Annotated in this window: 19 protein-coding genes; 12 read left to right on the forward strand and 7 right to left on the reverse strand. The window is 63.1% G+C overall.

Annotated elements, in window-relative coordinates; translation table 11 throughout:
* Positions 1–1,178: 1,178 nt before the first annotated feature.
* Both BME24068_RS16580 and BME24068_RS16585 read left to right on the forward strand, forming a co-directional pair.
* Positions 1,179–1,874 (forward strand): ParA family protein, encoded by a 696-nt coding sequence (locus BME24068_RS16580; protein WP_069750801.1) that lies wholly within the window; start codon positions 1,179–1,181, stop codon positions 1,872–1,874.
* On the forward strand, positions 1,867–2,901 hold the full coding sequence (locus tag BME24068_RS16585; protein ID WP_096508011.1) for a ParB/RepB/Spo0J family partition protein: 1,035 nt from the start codon (positions 1,867–1,869) through the stop codon (positions 2,899–2,901). The genes BME24068_RS16580 and BME24068_RS16585 overlap by 8 nt, the downstream gene beginning before the upstream one ends.
* Before the next feature lie 88 nt (positions 2,902–2,989).
* On the opposite strand, the gene BME24068_RS16590 is transcribed toward BME24068_RS16585, so the two are convergent.
* Positions 2,990–4,306, reverse strand: a complete 1,317-nt coding sequence (locus BME24068_RS16590; RefSeq protein WP_174926705.1) for a replication initiation protein — start codon at positions 4,304–4,306, stop codon at positions 2,990–2,992.
* A gap of 2,553 nt (positions 4,307–6,859) precedes the next feature.
* Here BME24068_RS16590 and BME24068_RS16595 point away from each other — a divergent pair.
* Positions 6,860–7,168: a hypothetical protein gene (locus BME24068_RS16595; protein ID WP_096508009.1), complete on the forward strand. Its 309-nt coding sequence runs from the start codon at positions 6,860–6,862 to the stop codon at positions 7,166–7,168.
* 240 nt (positions 7,169–7,408) lie between these two features.
* Here BME24068_RS16595 and gcvA read toward each other — a convergent pair whose 3' ends face one another.
* The gene (gcvA, locus tag BME24068_RS16600) at positions 7,409–8,311 is read right to left on the reverse strand and encodes a transcriptional regulator GcvA (RefSeq protein WP_174926706.1); all 903 of its coding nucleotides are present in this window, start codon (positions 8,309–8,311) and stop codon (positions 7,409–7,411) included.
* Between the two features lie 141 nt (positions 8,312–8,452).
* Here gcvA and BME24068_RS16605 point away from each other — a divergent pair, with 141 nt between their 5' ends.
* From BME24068_RS16605 to BME24068_RS16615, 3 genes are all read left to right on the forward strand, one after another.
* Entirely contained in the window at positions 8,453–9,742 is a 1,290-nt protein-coding gene (locus BME24068_RS16605; protein ID WP_174926707.1) for an adenylosuccinate synthase, read from the forward strand.
* Between the two features lie 247 nt (positions 9,743–9,989).
* The gene (locus BME24068_RS16610; protein WP_096508065.1) at positions 9,990–10,931 is read left to right on the forward strand and encodes a LysR family transcriptional regulator; all 942 of its coding nucleotides are present in this window, start codon (positions 9,990–9,992) and stop codon (positions 10,929–10,931) included.
* Positions 10,932–11,256: 325 nt separating this feature from the next.
* Complete coding sequence (locus BME24068_RS16615) at positions 11,257–12,228, forward strand: aliphatic sulfonate ABC transporter substrate-binding protein (protein WP_174926708.1); 972 nt, start codon at positions 11,257–11,259, stop codon at positions 12,226–12,228.
* Positions 12,229–12,330: 102 nt separating this feature from the next.
* Here BME24068_RS16615 and BME24068_RS16620 read toward each other — a convergent pair whose 3' ends face one another.
* From BME24068_RS16620 to BME24068_RS16630, 3 genes are all read right to left on the reverse strand, one after another.
* Complete coding sequence (locus BME24068_RS16620) at positions 12,331–13,044, reverse strand: dienelactone hydrolase family protein (protein WP_096508005.1); 714 nt, start codon at positions 13,042–13,044, stop codon at positions 12,331–12,333.
* 324 nt (positions 13,045–13,368) lie between these two features.
* Positions 13,369–13,680, reverse strand: a complete 312-nt coding sequence (locus tag BME24068_RS16625; RefSeq protein ID WP_096508004.1) for a DUF4148 domain-containing protein — start codon at positions 13,678–13,680, stop codon at positions 13,369–13,371.
* Between the two features lie 491 nt (positions 13,681–14,171).
* The gene (locus BME24068_RS16630) at positions 14,172–15,137 is read right to left on the reverse strand and encodes a GlxA family transcriptional regulator (RefSeq protein ID WP_174926709.1); all 966 of its coding nucleotides are present in this window, start codon (positions 15,135–15,137) and stop codon (positions 14,172–14,174) included.
* A 224-nt stretch (positions 15,138–15,361) separates the two neighbouring features.
* Here BME24068_RS16630 and BME24068_RS16635 point away from each other — a divergent pair, with 224 nt between their 5' ends.
* From BME24068_RS16635 to BME24068_RS16645, 3 genes are all read left to right on the forward strand, one after another.
* Positions 15,362–16,003, forward strand: coding sequence for an HD domain-containing protein (locus BME24068_RS16635; RefSeq protein ID WP_174926710.1), 642 nt, complete (start codon positions 15,362–15,364; stop codon positions 16,001–16,003).
* Positions 16,004–16,283: 280 nt separating this feature from the next.
* Positions 16,284–16,739 carry a type II RES/Xre toxin-antitoxin system antitoxin gene (gene parS, locus BME24068_RS16640; RefSeq protein ID WP_174926711.1) on the forward strand — a complete coding sequence of 152 codons (456 nt, stop codon included), beginning with the start codon at positions 16,284–16,286 and terminating at the stop codon, positions 16,737–16,739.
* A complete protein-coding gene (locus BME24068_RS16645; RefSeq protein ID WP_174926712.1) occupies positions 16,736–17,215 on the forward strand; it encodes an RES family NAD+ phosphorylase in 480 nt (159 codons plus the stop codon). The genes parS and BME24068_RS16645 overlap by 4 nt, the downstream gene beginning before the upstream one ends.
* A 34-nt stretch (positions 17,216–17,249) precedes the next feature.
* Here BME24068_RS16645 and BME24068_RS16650 read toward each other — a convergent pair whose 3' ends face one another.
* Both BME24068_RS16650 and BME24068_RS16655 read right to left on the reverse strand, forming a co-directional pair.
* Positions 17,250–18,185, reverse strand: a complete 936-nt coding sequence (locus BME24068_RS16650; protein WP_174926713.1) for a tyrosine-type recombinase/integrase — start codon at positions 18,183–18,185, stop codon at positions 17,250–17,252.
* 82 nt (positions 18,186–18,267) lie between these two features.
* On the reverse strand, positions 18,268–18,789 hold the full coding sequence (locus BME24068_RS16655; protein ID WP_174926731.1) for a DUF2165 family protein: 522 nt from the start codon (positions 18,787–18,789) through the stop codon (positions 18,268–18,270).
* A 473-nt stretch (positions 18,790–19,262) separates the two neighbouring features.
* Between BME24068_RS16655 and BME24068_RS16660 the strand changes: the two genes are divergently transcribed.
* From BME24068_RS16660 to BME24068_RS16670, 3 genes are all read left to right on the forward strand, one after another.
* Positions 19,263–21,251 (forward strand): gamma-glutamyltransferase family protein, encoded by a 1,989-nt coding sequence (locus BME24068_RS16660; protein ID WP_174926714.1) that lies wholly within the window; start codon positions 19,263–19,265, stop codon positions 21,249–21,251.
* A gap of 150 nt (positions 21,252–21,401) precedes the next feature.
* On the forward strand, positions 21,402–21,770 hold the full coding sequence (locus BME24068_RS16665) for a hypothetical protein (protein WP_175781688.1): 369 nt from the start codon (positions 21,402–21,404) through the stop codon (positions 21,768–21,770).
* A 248-nt stretch (positions 21,771–22,018) separates the two neighbouring features.
* On the forward strand, positions 22,019–22,525 hold the full coding sequence (locus tag BME24068_RS16670) for a hypothetical protein (RefSeq protein WP_174926716.1): 507 nt from the start codon (positions 22,019–22,021) through the stop codon (positions 22,523–22,525).
* Positions 22,526–22,695: the final 170 nt, after the last annotated feature.

The raw sequence follows: 22,695 nt of genomic DNA on the forward strand, positions 1-22,695 counted from the left end.
GCCCCCATTTACATGGCAAATCTGATGTGTTTTGCGTGAAACAACATGAAGAAGATGCCGCAACCCATTGCCTGACAAGGGTTTACGGAGATGCCCCATTTTTCAGGAATGTTTCACGAGCATGCGCTGCGACGTTGCTGTTCGCCCGGGTCGGGCCAGATTGAAATGTAATACAGGCACCCAGAGGCTCTTCACGACGAACCATCACGATCATCGTCTCGCTCAACACAGGCAGTCCAACGAACACTACTCTCCCCTACCCCGAACAATAGTGAGCCAATAGGGCACGCACCCCGTTTAAATGGGGTCATATCGCCGGTCAAAATATCTACCGACCCATCCTCCAGGGCTTCTAGCGGCCGTGGCCGCTGATACCGCTCGCTGGGCCTTGATGACCAATTCCGGTCATCAAGGCCCAGCGCCCGTCGCTCTTGTAGTGCGCCGGCTATCGTGGCGCGCGAGTCAGGTTTGTCGTTTCGACGTAGGTTATTCGGCTCACTAAGCTAGTGCCGTTGTCACGTGACAACTCGGGTCCCCATCTCCCACGAATCCCAACTCGAATCTCCGGCGATCAACGCGGTCTCCGGTAGTGGGTCGGAAGCGAATTGCCAGTCCCATCGCCGCTATAGCGAACGCGTCCAAATTTACTGCGATCCACATCGAAACCAGTCTCCCGTGTCAGTTGTCACGTGACAATCGCTCATGACCGCATTCTTAGCATCTGGCCGGCGACCATATCCTGGAATGAAGAGCGAATCCGAGAGTCCTAAAGTCACAGCCACGATCGGGATATCACTGGTTCACACGCATCGATGCCTCGGGACACCCGACTTGTCACGTGACAACTGCGCAAAGCCGCATCACCTACTGTCGAACGGTCACGTCATCACAGCAACATTCCCAAAACAACACTCAGACCATTCACGAAATCCGAGACTTGAGAATCTTTTTGCTGCGAACTCGCGCGGACTTTCCTTAAGAGAAATTTCTTATTAGCAGTTCGACAAAGAAACATCGACTTTTATAAATTCAAAACAACAAGATAGATAGCTAGCCATCCGGCCCGCTTGTCACGTAACAACCACCTCGATCTACAAATTCATATCGTCATCGAACACTTTTTCTGGACATTTCGATAGCAACTACATATATTACGAAAAACTCCGTGGAGAACTTTAATGGCTTTCAAGATCGCCGTTAGCAATCAAAAAGGTGGGACTGGAAAGACCACCATCTCCGTCAATATCGCAGCGGCCTTCGAGGCTGGCGGCAACAAGGTCGCATTGATCGATGCCGATCCTCAGGGCACGTCGGTCAGATGGGTCACGAGCGGAGAAAACACACTTCCGATGACGGTACTGTCGCTGGCACCCGCCGGCCGCGGCATCGGTGGCGAGATCAAGAAGCAGGATGCAAACTTCGACGTCATCGTCGTAGATTGTCCGGGCAACCTCGAGGATCCCCGCATCGCATCCGTGCTCGAAGTCGCCGATTTCTGCCTCGTGCCGCTGTCCCCATCGCCGGCCGATCTGTACAGCACCGTTGCGATGATTCGTATGATCGAGTCGATGCGCGCCGTTCGTAACCCAAGTCTTTCTTCTGCGCTGATGCTGAATAGCGTCAATGGAAAAACTAAAATGCGTGAAGAAATTTTAAAAATTCTAAGAGCTGAAGAAATAGGGGAGCATCTGCTCGACAGCCAGATCGCGCAACGCGAGGTCTATCGTCAGACGTTCGCGCTCGGCACCACGATCCATCATCACAACCGGTACCTGAAGGGGCTGAAGGAAGCCCGCGCAGAGATCGAAAGGCTCGTCACGGAAATGGCCCAATACATCGCATCGACGCGCGCGACCGGAGCCGCTCATGGCTAAAGACACTTCGAAAGACAAGAAGCCGACCGGCAATCTTCATCTCGCCGCCGGCCTGCTGCGCGGGCTCGCGCAGGAAAACGCGGCGCTGGAAACGCGGCTGCCCGAGCCGGTGCCTCCGGCATCGGATATCGCTGTCGAAACCACGACCACCGCCGCTCCGAGCGCACCGGCACCCGCGGATGCCCCCGATCTCGGCGCGCCGCAAAGGGTTGCGGTCAAGGACTGCATCCCGAACCCGTTCAACCCGCGCGTGTTCTATTCGGAATCGAGCCTGCACGAACTCGCACTGACGTTGAAGCGGGAAGGGCAGATCGAGCCGATCAAGGTCACGCGGCTCCCGCAATTCCCCGGCAAGCTCGTCGTGATCGACGGGCAACGCCGGCTGCGCGCGACGAGCATCAACGGCGACGAAACGATCAACGCGACGTTCCGTACGGATCACACGCCCGAGCAGCTCTATACGATCGCGTATCGCGCCAACCACGACCACGAACGCCAGACGATCTTCGACGACGCGGTCGCATGGAAGCGTCTTCTCGACGAAAAGGTCTTCCCCGACCAGAACACGCTCGCGGAGAAGATCGGCAAGGACAAGGCATCGATCAGCAAGACGCTGTCGCTGAACGCACTGCCGAACACGCTGCTCGAGCGGATGGCCAGCGCGAACGACGTGGTCGGCCTGCAGGCGGCGTATTTCCTGAAGCTGATTTTCGAGCGCCTGGGCGAACCGGCCGCCGACCGTCTGCTCACGGCCGTGATGGACCGCAAGAAGTCGGTGCGCGATCTCGAGAACTTCCTGCGTGCGCAGAGCGACGGCAACAAGAAGACGGGGCGCACGCGCTACAGCGTTCGCCACGATTTCGCGCTCGAATCGCGCGCGATCGGTCAGTTGAAGACGTATCCGGACGGGCGTCTGGATCTGCAACTCAAAGGCGTGGATGCGTCCCACCAGGAGGCGCTTGCCGACCGGCTCAAGACCGTCATCGACGCATACGTTGCCGAACTGGCTTCAGCAGCGCAAAAGTAAGCGCCTAAAGCAAAGGCCCCGCTCCTGCATTGCGCGGCGCCGCCGAATAATATCCGGCGCACCGCGCATACTGGCTGCGAGGCCTTGATCAGTTGGTCGCGAGACTGCTTTTCAGCAGGAATTCCAGCAGGTCGTCCGAGGTCGGTTCGCCCCACGTGTCGAGCGCCAGCCACCGAAAGAAGCTGGTCTGCGCCAGCTTGCTGGCCTTCTTCTTCGGCGACAGCGTGAGATCCTTCGAACCGGCAACCGTCTCGTTGTAACGTTCGATCAGCTTGGTCTGGTCGTCGATCTCCAGCTCGCGGAAATACGCACCGGCTTCATCGACCTTCGCGGCCAGGTATTTGTCGCGGATCTGTTCCTGCTTGCTCTGCGCGGATTCCCTTGCCGGCGCGGCCGCCTCCGTGCCCTGCCCGTCGGCCAGCGTATAACCGTGCGTCAGCGCCTTGCGGAAATACGCGGCGACATTGTCGACGGGCGCCGCGTTCTTCTTCGTAGTCCGATTGAGCGTATAGGCGATCGCCGCCTTGATGCGCTGCACGCCGTACTGCGTGATCAACCGGCGTGCTTCCGAGCGCGGAATGCCGAACTTCGCGACTTCCTCGACCAGCGCTTCGTTCTTGGCGTCGCCTTCCTCGACCGTATCCGCGCTCGGCTTGCGCGTCACCTTGAACTGAACGGCTTCCACGCTGCGGCCCGACTTGTGTTCAATCAGCTCGAGCGTATGGTCGGAAACTTCGTTCACCTCCTGAATGCACGGCACCAGGACCTTGCTCTTGAAGAGCTTGTACTCCTTGTACGATTGGGATGCCTTGTCCTGGCCGAGAATGAGATCGCGAAATTTCGGCAGCGGAATCTTCGCGGTGATGCCGATCCCCTCGTAGCGCACCGTGTTTTCCCACAGCGCGAGCGAATGCGATCGCCGAAACTCGCGCGCGATCCGCATATCGATCAGCGCGTAGATCTCCGGATTGAGCAGTTCGCTGCGAATCTGGTCGGAGAAGCTGTACTTCAACACCGATTGCTCGAGCTCGGCGCCGGCGAGCAGGCCTGACGCCTTCCATACCGTCGAGCGATCCGCAGCGAGATAGTCCCAGTTGACGACGGTACTGATCAGCGAGTTGACCGTGTCCTTCACGTACTTCGTGTTGTTGCTGTTCAGCCCGCTCTCGTGCGACAACGCCGCAATCGAGATCGAGAAACTGGTCCGCCCCGGCTCGAACGCTTCCTGGCGAAGCGCGTTCTTGATCAGCGAGCTGAACATCTTGCGCTGCTGCAAACCGATCTTTCCGGACTTCGGAGCGATATGAATTGCCTGGACCGCCTTGCGCAACAGATCGGGAGGCTCGGGCGTCTGAAATAGCGAAACCTGCTTGTCGGAGCCTTTGATTGCGGGCTTGCGCGGCATCGTGATGTCCGGATAAGGTGACCTTGTTGGGGGCTGACTTTATACCTTTTCCCGCTGACGAGCAATGCCTCTTTCTCCAGCGTTACTTGCAATGTCACTTCTAAATGCTTGTCAATAAAGGGAAAAATTATATTTTCAGGCTGTTGCAGATTCCCATATCCATATACCTTCATGCCAAAACCCTTCCCAAAACCAGCTACCTGTCGGATCCGGCAGCCAGATCCGGCACGGGATTTGCCGGGCCGAAGGTACCCATTCATGGGAAGCAATCGGCCGGAAATGGATCAGCAAACGCGATTCATGGTGCTTTGCAACACGGTCCGCTTTCCCTCCCATAACGAGCTACCTTTAGGGCTTCCCATGAATGGGTACCTGTGAAGAGGTGTCGGCTTTGCTTTTTGTCTTCGTGCGAGCCTTCACGACCGAAATCTCTCCCATAAACGGCTACCCTCAGATTTCCCCATAGAGGGTTACCTGTGAATGCCGGCGATACTGTTTATGGGACGGTGCCACAGAAGCAGCGCGCGATACCAAGCCAGCAAGCGCCAAACAAGCCCCATATCCAGCTACCTGTGTGTGTCCCCATAACAGGCAACCCCACATAAAACGCTGTGCCTACATTCATCGGCCGGTACGAAAAAGCCCCCCATAAACCGCTACCCAAACATTTCCCCATAGCATGCTACCTGAAGCACTTTCGGGGCAAAATCCCATAACCGTCTACGTGCGCCCCATATCCACAACCCCGATTTCCCACAGCACGGTACCCAATTCCCCAAATCCACAGACCTGAACCCCCAGCCCCTTCCACCTGTGCTCCCATAAATGGGTACCGAACATCGGTCAAACCCTTACCAGATAAGGCTGTGAGCCGTCTAAAGGTAGTTAAAGTAGTAAACGTCGTTTACCAAAGATGTAAACACACGTGTGCCTGTGCAAAAAAGCAACCCCCATAAACCGCTACCAAACTGACCTGAATGCGGTCAGCGAGCACAGCAATGAGCCTCAAAATGCTGTGGAGCATCCACCGTTCGACGTTGTCTCAAGCCCGATAAGGCTCTCAGAGGATGTGAGTACCTACTCACAAACCCTCAAACGTAGAAACTTATGGGAGGAAATCAACGTTTCCCGAATATAGGTACCCAGCTATGGGGCCCAAAATTGGTCGGGGCTGGCGACCCACCTCATCGGAATCGCCGTCGACCAGCACCATCGCACTCGACACCTGGATATCACCGGTGCTGTCACAGCAGTCAGAAATCGCTCGAATTTGGCGACGAGCAATTTTTTCGACGCCTGTGCGAGTCATTCCGCGGATAAGTCTCCGACGGAGATACATCGACGAATCTGTAACCGCGACCTGTGGATCATGCAAAGACGACCGTTGCCGAGGCCGGACGATCTCTCACCAGCCTCATGACTTTCTACCTTTGGAACCGCGTCGAAATTGCTGTGCTACCGGGGTCGACAGATGAGGATCCATTCACCGGTCGGCGGAAAACCAGACCTTTCACCGGTGATCATCCATCGCAATTCCGGCATCGTCCCGAACGTGAGGTTCCAGCCGCCGACGAAGCTCACCGTAATCCGATCGATGACTGGATCCCGAACATTCTCACCCTGGAAAGCTGTCGAGTCCTGGAAAGGCTCACCGATAAAGTGACCGGACTGTCTCCACGGATAGTCCGTGCGGGGACACCCTTGATCGAACGGAAAAGCTGTGAAGAATCCGGACGATGGAGCGCATGTCTGTGCGGTCACACAGGCATAAGACTCGTCGCGACGTGGGCAGTGGATGAAATCGCAGCGGCCGAATAGGCGAAGGTTCGCACGGCATTCATGCGTGCATGTGAGCAACGAGCGTCGATCGACGTGGTGACGCTGCGCCGGCATGTCTCATCACCAGCGCACGCCGCGCTCGACGAGCCGCCAGGAAGGGCAGCGAACAGGTAGCCATGCGCGTATCGAGCGGTTACCCGATCGTTCGTGTCGAACTGCATCGCCGTACCAGGAGTGAACTGGAATTCGGCACAGAGTGATTCGTGGTCGTTTATGGGAGAGCGCGACACTCGCGTGCCATGGCGCGGGACATTGGTTCACAGGCAAGCGCTTCCTGTGGTGGGCGCGCTTGTGATGCGACGATCACGCCGGACGAGTCGCGAACGCCATCGTTGAAACAGCGACGACGTGCGAATGCACCGTGCATCGAAATGGAGCGCGCTCCTATCGACAAGCTGTGTCGTATTGCCGGAGCGATCCGGTTCGCCGGATGGTTACCTTGGATCATGGGCACCGCGCACGTAGTGCCGAACGATGCACCGTTGCTACCTTTGTCAGCCGCTGATCGCGGGACCCACAGCGAACCCCTGCGATGCAGTGTTTCCCATACACGTCTACCTCGAACTACGGTTACGACGCCACTTTTTTCACAACACGGTTATGATGCAAAAGCCCTGATCGTGACCTGATGGCCGGTCGGGGGCAGGGGGCGGTATCTCGACGTGCTTTCAATCCGTGATCAATCAGAAATCAATCAGAAAAGAGAGTTCAGCGATGCGAATCCAGATCAGAAAACTCACGCTGGCTGCTACGGCAGCAGCTTTCCTCTTCGGCTCGGCAGCTCCGGTGTTCGCGCAGACCGACGCCAGCGCACCGGCCGCACAGGATGCCAAGGCCGCAAAGCGTGAGGCGCGCAAGGCAGCCCGGGCAAAACGCAAAGCCGAACACAAGGCAGCGCGCGCGAAGAACACCGCCGAATTGAAGAAACTCGAAGACGCTGGTTACAAGCCGGCGGCCAACGATCCGAACTATCCGCAGAATCTGCAGAACGCGGAGAAGAAAGCCGCCGGCGCAAGCCAGTAAGCATCACCCGCACGCCAGGCCGCGGCTCGATCCGCGGTCTGGCGCATGTGCCACGGAAATGCGCTGCGCTTCCGTGAAAAATGCAGGCTGCAAGTCTGCGTCAATTGATTCGTGATCCTATATTTTTGGAGCGTGCGGAAGCTGCGTCAGCAAGGTCTTCACCATCTGTCCCGCTCGCCGACGCAAATCGGACGCGCTGTCGAAGCGGGGGCCTCCGGATAAGAACGCAGCCCATCCGGTTCAGTGCCGCACTTCTGTCGCTGCGCTGCCCGTCGCCTTCAGCCAATCCTTGAACGCGCGCACGGCTTCGTCCTCCGCACGTGCGGCCGCCACATAAGTGAAATACCGCCACGGCGGCAACGCCGGTTCGCTGAACGGCTGCACGAGCCTGCCTTCGGCAATGTCGTCCGCGACGAGCGCGATCGGCCCCATGGCGACGCCGAGCCCGTCGAGCGCGCCTTGCAATGTCAGGTAGAAGTGCTCGAGCGTCAGCGAGTGCCGCGGCACGAGGTTCGCATAACCGGCCGCCGCGAGCCATTCGGGCCACATGCCCGGATAAGTCGCCGCATGCAGCAGCGTGAAGCCGGCGAGATCGGCCGGCGTGCGCAACGGTCGCCCCTCGAGCAGCTTCGGCGCACACACGGGCAACCGGACTTCGGACAGGAATTCGTCGGCGACATAGCCGTCGATCGTCTGCGGACCGCCGCGGACGATCAGGTCGACCTTGTCGCGCAACTTCTCGATCGGCTCGTTCGACGTCGACAGCCGCACCTCGATGGCCGGATGGGCGACCTGGAACGACGACAGTTTCGGCACGAGCCATCGCAGCGAAAACGTTGCGGGCGCGCTCACGCGCAGCACGCGCTGCTGCGCGTGGCCGAAATGCTGCGCGGTGGCGAGCGCGATCCGGTCGAACGATGCGCCGACTTCGGCGAGATACGCTCGGCCGGCATCCGTCAGCTCGACGCGCCGGTTGTGCCGTTCGAAGAGCGGCCGGCCGAGCCATGTCTCGAGCTGCTGCACGTGCCGGCTGATCGCGCCGTGTGTCACGCACAACTCGTCGGCGGCATGCGTGAAGCTGCCGAGCCGGGCCGCGGCTTCGAACGCGCGCAGCGAATTCAACGGTGGGAGTCGTCGGGCCATTTCCTCATTTCGCGTGAAATTTACTCACGCGAATACTCAGATTTAATCGTTTGATCATGCGATCCAGCTCCGCCAATATGGCACACAAACGGGCGATGCGGCCTGAATACGTGTCTGGATTTCTCACATGGAGCATGGAACATGGCGAACGTGGTCGTAGTAGGCGCCCAATGGGGTGACGAAGGCAAGGGGCGCGTCGTGGACTGGCTGGCGGCGCAGGCCGATCTGGTCGCGCGCTACAACGGCGGCCACAACGCGGGCCATACGCTGGTCGTCGGCGGAAAGACGTACAAGTTGGCGCTGCTGCCGAGCGGCATCGTGCGCGGCAAGCGCGGCGTGATCGGCAACGGCGTGGCGCTCGATCCGGAGGCGCTGCTCGCGGAGATCGCGCGGATGGCCGAGCTCGGGCTGTCGGTCACGCCGGACAATCTGTCGATCGCCGAAAACGCGACGCTGGTGTTGCCGATCCACCGTGCGATCGACCAGGCGCAGGAGCGTCAACGCCGCGAGCCGATCGGCACCACGCTGCGCGGGATCGGGCCGGCCTACGAGGACAAGGTCGGGCGCCGCGGGCTGCGCGTCGGCGATCTGGCGGAACCGGGCCGGCTAGCCGAGAAGCTCGACGTGCTGGTCGATCATCACAACGCGTGGTTTCGCGGGCTGGGGCTCGAGCCATACTCGCGCGACGCGCTGCTCGCGACCCTCGTCGACGTCGCGCCGAAGATCCTGCCGTTCGTGCGCCCCGTGTGGGCCGACCTCAACGAGGCGACCGACCGCGGCGAGCGCATCCTGTTCGAAGGCTCGCAGGCCGTGATGCTGGACATCGACTGGGGCACGTATCCGTTCGTGACGTCGTCCGGCACCGTGGCGTCGGCCGCAGCAGCCGGCACGGGCCTCGGCGCGTCCAGGCTCGGCCACGTGCTGGGCGTGACCAAGGCATATGCGACGCGCGTCGGTGGCGGCCCGTTCCTGACCGAGCTGACCGACGCAACCGGCGAAACGCTGCGCGCGCGCGGCCAGGAATTCGGCGTCAACACCGGCCGGCCGCGCCGCTGCGGATGGCTCGATGCCGCGCAGTTGCGTCAGGCCGTCCGGATCTCCGGGATCGATTCCCTCGCGCTCACCAAGCTCGACGTGCTCGACGGCTTCGACGCAATCGAACTGTGCGTCGGCTACGAACTCGACGGCGCACGCGTCGACCACCTGCCCGCCAGCCTCGATGCGCAGTCGCGCGCGAAGCCGGTCTACGAACGGTTCGATGGCTGGCGCGGCACCGTGAAAGGCGTGCGCGAACGTGCGGCGTTGCCGCGTGCCGCGCAGGATTTCATCGCACGCGTCGAGGCGGTGGCGGGCGCGCCTGTATCGATGATCACGACCGGCGCCGAGCGTGACGACACGATCGTCCTGAGCAATCCTTTCGACCCGGCGTAAGCACGAGCAAGCACGACGCGGCCCGCGCAATGCGGACCCGGCAGGCCGTCGCCAGGCGGCCTGCACCCATCCGGTGCGGTCGCCCTTCGGGCGTGCGCCGTCGCGTGAACGATCGTCCGCCTTCCCCGCACACGGCAAACTGGACACGCCTGCATCGCTGCGGTACTGTTCCGCACAATTCGCGCCAGACCGGCCCGTGCCGGGGCGGGTGCCGCTGCGAAGCGATTTCAATCCCGGGGACATGTCGATGGACACGTTACAGATGATGCGCATTTTCGTCCGGGTGGCGGAGGAGGGCAGCTTCACGAGCGCGGCCCAGCGCCTGGACATCACCACCGCTTACGCATCGCGTTCGGTCGCCCAACTCGAAACGCATCTGCGCACGCGTCTGCTCAATCGAAGCACGCGCCGCATCGCGTTGACCGATGCCGGACAGCGCTACCTCGACCGGTGCCAGCGCATCCTCGGCTATATCGACGAAGCGGAAGCCGAGGCGGCCGACGCGCAGGCGAAGCCGTCGGGGCGGCTCCATGTCCACGCGACGACGAGCTTCGGCCAGGCATATCTGGTGCCCGCGGTCGTGCGATACCGGCAGCGCTATCCGTCCGTGGCGGTCGAGCTCACGCTGTCGCAGCACGTGCCCGACATCATCGACGAAGGCTACGACGTGTCGCTGCAACTGAGCTCGACGGAGTTGCCCGATTCGGGACTGGTATCGCAGCGGCTCGGCGATGTGCACAGCGTACTGTGCGCGTCGCCCGCCTATCTGAAGGAACGCGGCACGCCGCATACCGTGCGCGATCTCGAAGCGCATGCCTGCCTGCAGATCGTCACGCCCGTGTTTCCGCGCGACCGCTGGCATCTCGACGGCCCCAACGGCCGCGAGACGTTCGAACTGCCGCCGCCCGATTTTCAGGTCAACATCGCCGATGCGCTCGGCGGTGCGCTGCGCGCCGGCCTCGGGATCGGCTCGCTGCCGATGTCGAGCGCGGTTCCGGCGCTGGCAAGTGGCGCGCTCGTGCGCGTGTTGCCCGAGTACCGGCTGCAGAAGCTGACGGTCTATACGCTGTATGCGTCGCGCCAGTACCTCGACGCGAAGATCCGCACCTTCGTCGATTTCCTGCGCGAATGCGTGCCCGAAATGCTGTCCGCCGACGAGGCGGCGTTGTGCGCGCCCAGCAGGTCCTGAGCGAACGGTAACGACGCATGCCGCGCCTGATGATGCGGCGCGTCGTGTTGTCGATGCATGAACCGATTGTCGCTCGCTCCAGATGGTTCGCATAACGAAGTAATGAATACGGAAGATGCGATCACGCCGATCGGCCGTGTCGTCAGCCGCGCGCCTTTATGAAAACCCCTGCTTTCGATATCGGACATCGTTGGTTCGGTGCGAAGCGTCGACCCCCTAGAATCGATTCGGCTCGCGCGAGCGGTTCGACACGCCGGTATCGATGTCGCGAACCGCAAGCGCGCAACGCGTTCCTCCGCTTCCTTCCGATCGAACACAGGACACCATGGCAGACCGACTTTCCAGATCCCGCCGCCGGCTCATCCAGGCCGGCCTGGCGATCGCCGCGGGCGCTGCCGCCCAGCCGCGCTTCGCGTTTGCCGATGCGGCCGGCACGCGCACGTTGCGCATCGGCTACCAGAAGGGGCCGCTGAGCCTGTTGAAGGCGAGGGGCTCGCTGCAGGGCAAGCTCGCCACGCTGGGCGTCAACGTCACGTGGACCGAATTCCCGTCGGGGCCGCCCCAACTCGAAGCGCTGAACGCGGGGTCGATCGACTTCGGCGATGTCGGCGAGGCGCCGCCGATCTTCGCGCTCGCGGCGGGCGCACCGCTCGTCTATTACGCGCAGACGCCGGCGGGCCCCGCGGCCGAGGCCGTGGTCGTTGCCAAGGATTCGCCGGTGAAGACCTTCGCGGATCTGCGCGGCAAGCGCATCGCGCTCGTGAAGGGATCGAACACGCACTTCCTGCTGGTCAGGTTGCTGCAGGCGGCGAAGCTTCGTTATGCGGATGTCACGCCGGTCTGGCTGTCGCCGTCCGACGCGCGTGCCGCGTTCGAAAGCCGCTCGGTCGACGCGTGGATCATCTGGGATCCGTTTCTCGCGGTCGTCCAGCAGACGTTGGGTGCGCGCATCGTCGTGGACGGCTCGGGGCTCGTCGAGAACCGCAGCTACTACTTCGCGTCGCGTACGTATGCGCAGCGCAATGCCGACGTGCTTGACGTGGCCGTGTCCGAGTTGACGGCGGCCCAGCGATGGCTCGACGCGCATCGCGCGCAGGGCGCGGCCGAGTTCTCGAAACTATGGGGCATTCCTGAGCCGGCGGTGGCGCTTGCATTCAGCCGCGCGCGCTTCGGCGTCGAACCCGTGACGCGCGACACGCTTGCGTATCAGCAGCGCATCGCGGACGTGTTCTACCAGGCGGGAATTTTGCCGAAGCGGGTCGACGTGAGCCAGGCAGCGCCGCCTACGCTCGCGTGACGAATCCTTTCCGGTAAACGACAACGCCACGGACGTCGATCCGTGGCGTTTTGCTTGATGCGCCCCACTGCACGGAAGTCGTGTGCAGCGAAGAACACCGCATCAGCGCTGCGAGTCCCAGAGCGTGCGCCCGAAGAACGTGAGCGTGCGATCCCATGCGAACTGCGACCACACCGGATCGAACTGCGTGCCGCCGATGCGGCCGGGCCCGACGGCCGTTTCGTTCGCGAACGCGTGATGCGCGAGATAACGATGGAACTCGATGTCGACCTTGGCATCGGTCAGCTTCTTCTCCAGCGCATCGACCTGGTCGATCGCGAAGAACGCATCCTGCGTGCCCCAGTGACCCATCAGCGGCACCTTGATCTTCGACGGATCGAGATAGTCGAGCGGGGGGAAGCCGTACCACGTGACGCCGGCGTCCGCATCGGCGAACTGCAGCGACAGCAGCGTCAGAGCGCCGCCCATGCAGAAGCCCGTGACGGCAACGCGCGACGCGCGCGTCTTCAGGTATTGCACCGCGCCGGGGATGTCCTGCGACGCGGCGTCGCCGAAATCGAGCCCGGTCATCAGATGGTGCGCTTCTTCCTCCTCGACCGTCGACTTGCCGCGATACAGGTCGGGCACGAGCGCGAAGTAGCCGCAGCGCGCGAGCCGGTCGGCGACGCCGCGGATCTGGTCGTTCAACCCCCACCATTCCTGGATGACGACGACCGCGGGCGCGCCTTCGGTCTTTTCCGGCGTAGCGAGGTAGCCCTGCAGTTCCTGGCCGTCCGGGCGGCGAAACTTGATCATGGAACCGGATGTTTGAGACATGAAACCGCTCCTTTTCGAAAAATGCGATGAGTGCGGCATCGGGTCGGCCAGCGAGTGCGGTATGCCCGGTGATTCGAGGCGTCGCTCGCGTTCGCTTTGGCCGGCGTCGACCACGCGGCCATTCTATGCGCAAACGCCGGCAGTCTGCGTGAACGGTGTGACGCGGCGTCCGTTCCGCGCTATCGCGTCGATCGACCGTCGTGGAAGGGTGGTTTCATGCACCCAAAGTGAAACACCCCGCCCCGATGAACGGGAGCGGGGTGTTTCGTCGACAGCGGGCGTAACGGGGCATGCGCCAGGGGGGACGCGCCGCGTGCGCGGGCCTTACTGACCGAAATAGACCGAGTCGCGCGCGTTCTGCTTGACTGCGATCACGCGCCCGGCGCGCGCGCTGGCCGCAGCCTGCGCGCCGTAACCGGTTGCGTCGTTGTTCGTCACGCGCGCTTGTGCGGTGTGCAGCGCATTCGGGTAGTGAGCGTCGGAAACTTCCGGCTTGTAGCCGGCCTGTTCGAGCTGAACCAGTTCCGCGCGAACCTGGGCTCGCGTGAGTTCGCCCGACGGATTCGATTGTGCGAACGCGCCAAACGATGCGGTGAGGGCGGTGGCGGCGGCGACTGCGTAGATGAACGACTTCATGATGACCTCCGGTTTAGTAGATTTCGCGCTTCGCTTGTTGCGTTCAGCGGTTGATTGCATCGTAGCGATCGCGTTACCGGTCGGAAATAGGCGTTCCAGCGAATGATTATTGCAACTGAGTAAACGATTGGAATGGCGTGCGGGATTTCGTCTGACGATTGAAGGGGGTGAAGGGCAATCGAGGTCTTGCGAGATCGCATGTCTGCATGCGGGATTGCCGAGGCGGGACGTAATTCGCTCCTTCTGGCCGGTGGTGACGTACCCGGATTGCGCGATGGTCATCTGTCGCTGCGATTCGCGGCGGGGACGTATCGCGGCCACATGCAGAGTACGGTCGACATGACGATATATTGAATCGGACACCGAAGCATTGCAGGCGGACGCGGAAATGCTCCGGCACAATGGCGTTGCCACAGAGGGCTGCCTCTATTTTCACGCATGATTCACGCATGAAGCAGAACGTTCATACCGCTTCGCCGCCCCGTGCCGGATCACGCTTCAACGACCGCCTGTCGTTTCCGGTATTCGGCCGGCGTGATCCCGACATGCCGGACGAACGCTCTTCGGAGCGTATCGACATTCGCGAAACCGCATTTCGCGGCGATCTGCTTCGGCGTGTCATGTCCGTTTTCGAGCAACTGGCGAGCCGCCGAGATGCGAGTCGTTTCGACCCAGGCGGCGGGCGTCATCCCGACCTCCGCGCGAAAGAGCCGCGCGAAGTGACGCGGGCTCATCCCCGCATGCTTCGCGAGCTCGGCCACCGAGTGTTCGAATTCCGGATGACCGGCGATCCAGCGCTGGACTTCCTGCAGGACCGAGCGCCCGGCCGGGCGCGCCTCGCCGCTACGGCTGAACTGGAGTTGCCCGCCCGGGCGCTTGAAGAACATGACCAGTTGCGCGGCGACGCGCCGCGCGATTTCCCGGCCGAGGTCCTCCTCGACCAGCGCGAGCGCGAGATCGAGGCCGGCCGTAACGCCGGCACCGGTACGCAGCTTGCCATCCCGTACGTACAGCGCGTCTGCTTCGACAGCGAGCGACGGATAGGCTTCGGCGAGCGCGTCGGCGGCGGCCCAGCGCGTCGTCAGGCGTCGTCCTTTCAGTAGCCCGGTCGCGGCGAGGATGAATGCGCCCGTGCAGATCGACCCGTAGCGTTTGCTTTGCACGGCGGCCGATCTGAGCCATGCGAGAACGTCGGTCCGCAGTGCGATGCGGGGCGCGCCGGGCGCACCAGCGACGAGCAGCGTGTCGATCCGATCGGGGATGTCCGGCGCGATCCAGTCGGCCAGCAATTGCGCGCCCGATGAACTGCGGATCGGACCTGACGTGGTCGCGATGATCCGTGTCGTATAGAACGGCTTGCCGCATTCGGCGTTTGCCTGTGCGAATACGTCGAGTGGAGCGGCGACGTCGAGCAGTTGTACGCCCGGTACCGCGAGAATACCAACGACCTTCGGCATGATCGGTTGCGGGTTGTATCCATGTGTCGAACGTGACGCGTAGCAGTATAGACGCGCGGCACTCCGCGATGTGCTGCTGCCTGCGCGCTTTGAGCGTGCGTTTTTCACGGTTTCGGCAGTCATGGCCGTCGTGCGAGTGAAATGGCAGGATTTGGCGTATTACATCGATTGATGCCACATGTCGGACTCCGGAGAATCGATGCTGTCTTCAATGGAGGTCGATCATGACTATGAACGTTGCCGGCATCGCCATTCCCGATAGCCAGCTGGTTCGCGAGATCACCGAGCTCGTCCGGGATACCGAGTCCGAATTGCTGTTTCATCACTCCAGCCGTGTCTATTACTTCGGCGCACTGGCGGGCCGGCGCCGCGGGCTCGAGTTCGATCCGGAACTGCTCTATTGCGGCTGCATGTTTCACGACATGGGGCTCACGCATCAACACAGCAGCGCGTGCGAGCGATTCGAAGTGGACGGCGCCAACGCCGCGCGCGAGTTCCTGGCGAGCAGGGGCATTTCGCAGCAGGACATCGATGTTGTGTGGACGTCGATCGCACTGCACACCACGCCGGGTATTCCGCAGCACATGCATCCGGTCGTCGCGCTCGTGACCGCCGGGGTGGAGATGGACGTGCTCGGGCTGACCTATCCGGAGTACGGCGAAGTCGAGCGCGACGCGGTCGTCCGTGCGCATCCGCGTACGCCGCATTTCAAGGAAGACATCATTCAGGCGTTCTACGACGGCATCCGTCACAAACCCGATACGACGTTCGGCAATGTGAAGGCTGACGTACTGGCCGACAAGGACCCGCATTTCCACGCGGGCAACTTCTGCAGCGTGATTCGATCGTCGGCGTGGCCGGGCTGACGATGGTGGGCCCGGGGGACTGAGGGAAGCGTTTATCCGTAAGAAAAGTTGTTACGTGACAACGGTGTAACGTTGGCATCGACTTTATATACTGAATATCGGAAACCGCCTTCCTGGGCGAATCTTCGATTCGCGCAACCCCGGCGAAACATGGCGGGGAACGACCTGCCAGCACCGGCAGGTGACGGTCCGCAGAGGCTGTCGTCGCCCGGCACCGGACAAATCCTCGTCTTTCCGGCAAAACGCCTATAATGAATGGGCAAATTGCCGGAGAGAGGTCATGAGCACCATTGCGTTCCATCCTTCGGGCGTCGCGCATCCGCGTCAGGCCGAATTCACGATACTCGAGCAGTTGCTCGCGATTCGCGTCCGCTCGGGCGCCGATCTTGCCGAGCTGGCGAGCGCTCGGGTCGACGTCGCGGTGATCGACCGGCTGTCGGAGCATGGCCTGAAGTCGGACGAACTCGCGTTTATCATCCCGCGGCGCACGCTGAGCCATCGTCGTCAGTCGCACGAGCGCCTGTCGCCGGAGGAGTCCGACAAGGCGATCCGTCTTGCGCGCATCGTCGCGCAGGCGACGGCCACGTTCGGCGACCAGGACAAGGCAATGGCGTGGCTGCGCAACGGGCTCCAGCGCTTCGGCGGCCGCACGTCGCTGGACATGTCGAGTACCGAGCATGGCGCGCGGCTCGTCGAAGAGGTTCTCACGCAGGTCGACGAGGGGTACTTCGCTTGACGACGTTGTGGCGGATCAGCAATTACGCGGACCTCAAAGGCATCGGCGGATTGCGTGCCGGCGGGCGCTGGCATTTTGCCGGGCAGCCCGTCGTCTATCTCGCCGAGCATCCGGCGCTCGCGTTGCTCGAGACGCTCGTGCACTTTGAAATCACCACGGTTGCGCAATTGCCGAGCGGTTACCAGTTGCTTCGCGTCGAGGCGCCCGAATCGGTGGACGTCGCCGAGATCGTGGAAGGCGATGCGCCGGCCGACTGGCGAACCGACATCGACTGGACCCGCAGCGCCGGCACCGAATGGCTGCACACGCAGCCGAGCGCACTGCTGCGCGTACCGAGCGTCGTCGTGCCGCATGCGCACAATTTCCTGCTCAATCCGCTGCACCCGGACGCATCCGCAATCCGCATCGCCGAAGTCATGCAGTCGCCGTACGACAGCCGGATCCTGCGGCTCGTCCAGTCGAACACGGGCGAATAGGCGCCGCTGCGCGTCGCCGTGTGCGCCAGCGCGATCAGCGTTCGCGTGCGGCGCGGTCCGCAGCCGCATCGGGTGCCAGCGTCTGACGGATCCGCGTGACCGTTCGCGAGCTGGCCAGGCCGAGCATCGCGGTGACGGCGGCATGCGGATGACCATCGAGCAACTGCCGGCGCGCATACGTATTGCGCAGCACGCGCGGGCTCATGTCCGCCGCATGAAAGCCGATTGCAGTCAGCGCATCGCGCACGACGAGCAGCAGAAACATGTCGTTCATTGCGCCGCCGCGCGGGGCGGGAAACAGTCGTCCCGATGCGGGCGCATCGGACGACATCGATCGCCATGCGGCGAGCGGCGCCCGCGCGAACGGGGCGAGTGCGAGCGTCCGCTCGGGCCGGGCGCGATGGCGCGGCACGGTGAGCGATGGCGGCCGCGCATCGAGATCGAGCGCGCCGTACGTCACCGCACGCATCTCGGCCGACGTGATCCCGCTCGAGAGCAGCAGCGCGACGATCGCGCGATTCCGGCACGCGGCCGGCGAGTCCGCCGGTTGCGGCTGCACATGGCGCTGCAGCGCGGCATCGGCATCGGACGGCAGGCAGCACGGTTCGGGTTCGCCATCCGGCCACGCGAGATCGCGCGTCGCCCGGCCGGCAGGGTGGTGCGTCCGCACGCCGGCTTCGACCAGATGCCGGCTTAGCCGGTCGATCAGCTTCGCGTAGCGAACGCGTGTCGACGTGCCGGGCGCACAGGTGCGTTCGAGTTCCGCCAGAAATGCCGCGACGTGCTCGGGGCCGAAGGTGGCCGGCGATACGTGGTGCGCGATCAGATGACGCAGGAACCGGTCGAACATCGCCACGTGCTGCACGATCGAGCGCGGCGCGAATGGCCGGCGGCCGGCACCGGTCGCGGCCGTTTCCTGCCACGCGCGGAACGCGCCGACGGGATCGTGAGTCCAGCGATTCGTGTCCATTCGCGATTTATATCCGGAACACGGTGGTGCCGGCAATCGTCGCGACGTTCGATGCGTCTGCCGGCGCGATGAAATCGATGGTTCAACGCGCGGTGCGGGCCGCGTCAGGCCCGTCGACCCCGTCGTTGTGCATCGTCAGATAGACGAGCACGAGCAGCAGCGTGATGAAGAAGCGAAACGCGTCCGGCACGCCGTTCCATTGCTTCGACATCCACATGCCGAACCATTCGCCGCCGATCGACATGAATCCGACCTGCCAGGTGAGGAAGCCGAGCGTCAGCTCGGCGATCGCGCACGATTTGGCGGCGCGAAATGCCGCGTCGTTCGCGCGTCGCGCGCGAAGCAGCCGGATACCGCCGATCCAGCACAGGATGGCCGTCAGCGTTTCCATCGAGATGATCGCGACATAGCCGGCGTGATGAACCCACGGCGTATCGATGGCGCGATACATGATGCCGTTGCCGGGAAAGGTCGTGTCCATCAGAAAGACGTGGTGCACGAACGCGAAATTCGTCGCGTAATCGGTCATGTTGCCGAACGCGACGAGCGAGGCGAAGAAAGCCATGGCGAGCACCATGGCGGCCTTGGAAAGGCGAACGATCATAACGGACTCCGAAGTGAATATGCGCGTGCACGTGTGAGCGCGCGGTGCTGAACCGACGTTGGGGACGATACTCGAGACAGCGTTTCCGGCCGCGCCGGTGGATGTGCGTGCGTGGGCACGGCGGCGCGGAGATCGGGACTGGAAAACCTGAAGCCGGCGCAGCGTCGAGGAGACGCCCGTGCCGGCTGGATCGAGTGCCCGCGCCAGGAGGGTGCGGCGATTGTCGGCGCAAGCGCGGGCGTCGTCAAGTGAGGCCGTTTCGCGGCGCAGCACGACGCAGCTCATGCGTGTCGCGCGATTCCGCGTGCAGGTTCGGTGACGTTACACACACACAACCGCCGGTCACATCGCATCATTTCCTTATTGCGCAAAAAAATCCGTTCGTGGGACTATCGACTGCACTGCCCGCGCACCGAGGGGGTCGCAGGCAGCGTGACGAACATCGCAACGACCTACAAGAACATCGACAGACAATGAACAGAACAGCGATCTTCCCGTATGCGTCCGCACTGGTTGCAGCCGCCATGATGACGGCATGCGGCGGTAACGACATCGAAAACGACGCAGGCGCGACGCCGGCGCCCGGATCCGACGCGAGCTGCCTCGCGCTCGACAACAGCGGTTCGACGGTCGTCGTCGGCTCGAACCAGCCGGGCGATCCGTCGCTGCCCGAGGCCGCGTCGGGCTACCGCACCGGCATGAAACCCGTCTATGCAAAAACCTACCTCGTCGCGACCTCGAACGCGTATGCGAGCGCGGCCGGTTGCGCGGTGCTGAAGCGGGGTGGCACGGCCGCCGATGCGGCGGTCGCCGTGCAGGCCGTGCTGGGTCTGACGGTGCCGGAGGCGACGGGCCTCGGGTCGGGCGGCGTGCTGCTCTACTACGATGCGCGCGGCAAGACGCTGCAGGCGTACGACGGACGGGAAACCGCACCGGCCGCTGCAACGGAGAACTACCTGCGCTACGTCGACGACCAGAGCGACCAGTCGGCGCCGCAGCCGAACGCGCGTGCAAGCGGCCGTTCGATCGGCACGATCGGCGTGCCGAGGCTCATCGAGGCATTGCAGCAGGATCACGGCAAGCTCCCGTGGCAGGGCCTGTTCGGCGACGCGATCACGCTCGCGACCAACGGCTTTCCGACCGGCGGCCGGCTGGCCGACGCGATCGCATCGAACGCCGCGAACCTGAAACGCGATCCCGAGGCCGCCGCGTATTTCCTGAACGCGGACGGTTCGCCGAAAACGCTCGGCACGGTACTGAAGAACCCGGCTTACGCACGCACGCTGACGCTGATGGCGCAGTCCGGTGCGAATGCGCTGTACACAGGGCAGATCGCGCAGGACATCGTTGCGAAGATCGCGACGGCGAAGGGCGCGGACGGTTCGACGATCACGCCGGGCAAGACGACCGTCGCGGATCTGGCCGCATACCAGGCGAAGCGCCGCGAATCCGTGTGCACGACCTATCGCAGCTACTGGGTATGCGGGATGCCGCCGCCGTCTTCAGGCGGTATTGCGGTTGCATCGGCGCTCGGCATTCTCGAGAACTTCGACCTGAAGCCGATGAAGCCGATGGCGATCGATCTGGAAGGCGGCAAGCCGACCGTCGCCGGCGTGCATCTCGTGACCGAAGCCGAGCGTCTCGCGTATGCCGACCGCGACAAGTACGTGGCCGATACGGATTTCGTGCCGCTGCCGGGCGGCACGTGGGACACGTTGCTGAACAAGCCGTACCTGAAGTCGCGTGCGGCGCTGATCGACACGAGCAAGAGCATGGGAACCGCGCAACCGGGCGATCTCGGCTCGGTGCCGCTCGGTGTCGACACGACGCTGATCGAGCACGGCACCAACCAGTTCACGATCGTCGATGGCGACGGCAGCGTGTTGAGTGCGACGACGACCGTCGAGTCGAGCATGGGCTCGTTTCACATGACCAACGGCTTCCTGCTGAACAACCAGCTGACCGATTTCTCGGCGAACCCGGTCGACAGCGCCGGCAATCCGGTGGCGAACCGCCTGCAACCCGGCAAGCGGCCGCGCAGCTCGATGGCGCCGACGATCGTGTTCGGCAAGGCCGCCGATGGTTCGCGTGGTGCCTTCGTGATGGCCACCGGTTCGCCGGGCGGCGGTACGATTCCGCAGTACGTGGTCAAGACGCTCGTCGGCGCGCTCGACTGGGGGCTCGATGCGCAGCAATCCGCGGGGCTCGTCGATTTCGGCGCGAGCAACAGCCCGACGACGACCATCGGCGGCGAACATCCGAACGTCGACGCATCGAACAATGGCGCGAACGATCCGCTGATCACGGGGCTCGTCGCGCTCGGCCACAAGGTGTCGACGTCCGCACAGGCGAGCGGCGTCAACACGGTGATGCGCGTGACGCTCGGGCAGGCGAGCGTGTTGCAGGGCGGCACCGATCCGCGTCGCGAAGGCGTCGTGCTGGGCGACACGTTCAGACCGTAAACAGACGGTATCCCGGGACGGCGCGCGGCCCTGGCCTGCCGGCAACGGCAGCGCCGGAGCCGCGCGTCGCCGATCCGAAAGCCGATGCGGTGCGTCGCGGCAGGGCCGATCGATGAATGGAATCGCCACGTATCGTGGCAAGGGATTGCCGTGACGAACCCGCATCTGCTTGAAATGGACGCAATCCTGTCGGCCCCGGGCTTCTTCGATTTCCTCGGCGACGTCGATTGCGATCGCGTGCTGGACAGTCGCGATGCCGAGCCTTTCGATACGCCATGGATGGCAGCGTTCGACGAGGTCGACGGCGATCCGGGCGCCGCGCTCGACAAGCCGGCAGTGGACGTACTGAGGGAAAAGGCGTTCAGGCTTGCGTTCAGGGCATCGGGGAACGCCGACATTGCGGCATGCGTTGCCGACGACATCGAATTGATCGCGAGAAGCCGGCTGTCGGGTCGTGTCGACGGCTGGCCGATTCACTTGCTTTGGAATGCATATCAAAATGGCCGCTTCCCGTGCTGACCGATGCCTCGTGCCTGCCGCGCCGATGCGTACCATCGGATGATTCACAATCCATGGCTGCACGGCATGTTTGTCAAACAGTGTGAGTCAATCGTCAGCATTTGCAACTGAAGTAACAGTCCCCGCAATTGGGTGGTTTCGGACGTTGGCGCCGCTACATTAGCTCCACCTGCCGCACGTCGCGGCAAGGCATGCGACAAGCCGCACGAAGGCGGCCCGCAGCAACAACGTCTTTGGGGAGAATGACCATGAACAAGATTCGCACGATCCTGCTTGGTGCCGCGCTGACGGCAATCGCATCGGCCGCTTTCGCACAAACGGCGCAGACGGGCGCGGAAGGTTCCGCCGGCGTCGGTGCGCAGGTCCAGACGCCGCTGCTTGGCGGCGGCGTGGGCGTGCAGGGCGGCGCAGGCGCGAATGCGGCGGGCTCGGGTTCGGGCGCAGGCAGCCTCGTCGGTGGCACGCTGCACGGCGTCGGCAATACGGTTGGCGGCGCGACGCACGCGGTCGGTTCGGCCGCTGGCTCGGCGAAGGATGCGGCAGCATCGGCTGCGCACGCAACGAAGTCGCACGTGAAGCACGCCGCGGCTTCGGCGAAGCGCCACGCGCAAGGCGCGATGTCGACGGCGGGCGATGTCGCCGGCGGCGCCAAGGCGAAGGCCGGTGAAGCGCTCGAGGGCGCGACGAACTCGGTGCAGGGCGGCGCATCGGTCGGCGTGAAGGGTTCGGCGTCGGCACAAGGCGGCGCGCTGTAAGCGATCCGCTCCGAGCCAAGGCCCGGCCCGCTTCGATGCGGGCCGGGCTTTTTCATTGGCGCGCTGCATATCGCGACCGGATGCGTCTGCCGCGGACCGAAACGGGCGGCCCGGCACGCTCTGCCCATTGCTCGCCCGCCATGCTTAAATAGCGGGGCTTCCGGTTGCCG

The organism is Burkholderia anthina, assembly GCF_902498995.1.
GTDB classification, from domain to species: Bacteria; Pseudomonadota; Gammaproteobacteria; order Burkholderiales; family Burkholderiaceae; genus Burkholderia; species Burkholderia anthina.